This is a genomic window from Vibrio sp. 03_296, from assembly GCF_002265885.1.
In genome coordinates, this window is the sequence record NZ_NPKW01000883.1 from 1 (window position 1) to 1,856 (window position 1,856).

Sequence of the window (1,856 nt, forward strand, 5' to 3'; positions counted from 1 at the left end):
TTTGAGTTTGCCATCATAACCAAGGTGGCGATTACCAATCACCTGCAGTTTTCCCCCTCTTTTAAGGACGCGTTTGGAGTCGCAAAACATCTGCCAAGCAATGTGATCCGTGATCGCTTGTTGTTGATGGAAAGGGGGGTTGCATAAAATCGAGATCGCGATCTCGCCAGCAAACCCGTCCAAACAGTTATTGGCAATATACTCAGCATCTATTGGCACTGTGACATTTTTCTTTGTAAATTGAGGCGAGCGGACTCAATGGCCCATGTAGCTTTTTCATCCCACCCAAGGTTTAACTTTCGCCCTTCGGGTTTGAGCTGCGCGGCTTTTGACGGATAACACCCCCCGTTACCCGCAGCCTAAATCGATAATGTGCTTGAGGTTCTCATCTTGCGGGATGTGCTCGAGCATAAAACGCGCGCCCAAATCGAGACTCTCACCAGAATAGACGTTTGGCAAGTTGTTGAGTGTCATCTTGTGTTCTTCAACATTCCAACGAGTCACTGGGCTGATGTCATTCATTTGCGCACAGTCTGCTTGGCAAAAAMMGAGACGATGTTTTTTCCAAGCAAGGGAGGTTTTTGTGGTCCTAGGTACTTTTCAAACATGTTTGAGGGTTGAGGTATGGATTTCTTTGGCTTTATTCACGGCGACCACTGGGACGTCTGGTGAGAGTCGTTTCGCAATTGAGTTAACTGCCAAAGTCAAATGACGGTTGTTTTTGGGAAGTTGAAATAACACCAAATTGGTCTCTACTGGAATTGCGTCTAGCGTTGTCAGTAGCTTTACTTCACGGCATTGATTTCGTTGTAAWTTTCTTTTGTCCCTTGCTGAGAGATAAAAGAATCGCTCATCATAGTGACTTGGTGTTGAGCAGAAAACCAGCATGATAGAGCGCCGAAGTGATCGTTCAGGATAAGAATATTACTGTGGGGTGTCTAAGGCCAACTCTTCCACATAATTGATCAAGTATTCATCGCCCGCGTCCCATGCTTGCAGGGTTTCATTGGCGTTGTTTGGGTATCTGAATGAGGGTGAGTTGTCGGTCAAAGAGATTGAGTTCGGTTTTCATACAATGGTGTTTGTTTCATTGTTAGTTACGATATTCTCGCAGAAGGATAGCAAACAAGATAGGCACAGCTAGCAAAAAACACTCAGGGATCTTCGTCTAAGTAGTGAGACATTGTTAGAATGATGGCTGTTATTTAAGTGTGTGTAAGAAATTTCACGTTGGTTCGACTTATACTTATAGTCGGTGAGTAGAGAGGGTTTGAATATGATTCAAGAAATCATAGAGACAAAATTACACAATACATTTGAACCTAGTCACTTGAGTGTGGTGAATGAGAGCTACATGCACAATGTACCACCGGGTTCGGAAAGTCACTTCAAGGTGATTGTGGTGAGCGATCTTTTTGAAGGTAAAAGATTGATCGCCAGACATCGTTTAGTGAATCAAGCATTGGCGAATGAGCTGGAAAATAACATCCACGCTTTGGCGATTCATACCTATACTGATCAGGAATGGAAGCTACAGCGAGATGGCGCGCCAGATAGCCCAATGTGTATGGGTGGTACCAACCACTGAGCAATTTCTAACCTGAAGTGTTAAATTTTCAGTTATTCTATTCAAAAAGATGGTCAAGCCATCTTTTTTCTATGTGTACAAAACCGACAAATTGCGTGACAAATTTGGTTAAGAAATGCGTTAACACTGTTTCAACAAATGAACAGAATGAATAGGATGTTTCAAACTATGAATCTCACCTATTCATCTGGCACGATGGTTTGGCCATTGTGCGACGTGTTCAAAGTTATGAACAATAGTTAGCCTATATCTATCAATTCTTTCCAAA

At 42.8% G+C, this 1,856-nt stretch carries 1 protein-coding gene and 1 pseudogene; one reads left to right on the top strand and one right to left on the bottom strand.

Annotated features, from left to right (window positions below; all coding sequences use genetic code 11):
- Positions 1–522 (bottom strand): annotated as a pseudogene (locus CIK04_RS34675) (class I SAM-dependent methyltransferase); the annotation flags it as partial.
- A gap of 754 nt (positions 523–1,276) precedes the next feature.
- Between CIK04_RS34675 and CIK04_RS28605 the strand changes: the two are divergent.
- Complete coding sequence (locus CIK04_RS28605; RefSeq protein ID WP_097352137.1) at positions 1,277–1,588, top strand: BolA family transcriptional regulator; 312 nt, start codon at positions 1,277–1,279, stop codon at positions 1,586–1,588.
- The last annotated feature ends 268 nt before the right edge of the window (positions 1,589–1,856 follow it).

Bases quoted from the DNA above. Each gene is read 5' to 3' on its own strand.
- CIK04_RS28605 (WP_097352137.1), top strand. From the start codon at position 1,277: ATGATTCAAGAAATCATAGAGACAAAATTACACAATACATTTGAACCT.